Annotated in this window: 1 protein-coding gene; it reads right to left on the reverse strand. The window is 62.7% G+C overall.

Annotated elements, in window-relative coordinates; all coding sequences use genetic code 11:
• Window positions 1-258: 258 nt before the first annotated feature.
• Window positions 259-534, reverse strand: a 276-nt coding sequence (locus tag EN893_RS37245) for a TetR family transcriptional regulator C-terminal domain-containing protein (protein WP_206640276.1), incomplete at its 5' end; no start/stop codon positions are given.

Consider the following 534-nt stretch of genomic DNA (forward strand, 5'->3'; position numbering starts at 1 on the left):
TCCCAGGGCGGAGCAGCCGCGAAGCGGCGTCGAGGAGACCCTGGGATCCATTCCGTGACATTGGTCGAAGGGTACAGCGGAGCAGAATTTGTACCGTTGCGGCGCGTTGAAGTCGCGGCATGGATTCTAGGGTCTGCGCCGCGTCGCTTCGCTCCTTGCTTCGCCCTAGAATGACGAAATCAATGTGCGCTTCGGCCAATCCCCACCGTCTGGGATAGCCCGACGACTGCCAAGTTGACCCAAGACGTGATCTCGCTGCTACCCCTTCGGCTTGAGGCCATCGAGGAACAATTGTTCGAGAAACCTTGCCGCATCCTCGAAGCGGCCGTCGCCGCCGCGGTTCGGCCCGAGGACGGCGCGGACTTGGACGTCGAAATCGGCATAATGCTGCGTCGTCGCCCAGATCGAGAAGATCAGGTGCCACGGATCGGTCTTGGCGATCTTGCCGGCGCGCATCCAGCCCTTGATGACGGTCGCCTTCTCGTCGACCAGCGTCTTCAACTCTCCGGCCAGCCGCGGCATGATGCGCGGCGC

Source organism: Mesorhizobium sp. M7A.F.Ca.CA.004.04.2.1 (genome assembly GCF_004022825.1).
GTDB lineage: Bacteria > Pseudomonadota > Alphaproteobacteria > Rhizobiales > Rhizobiaceae > Mesorhizobium.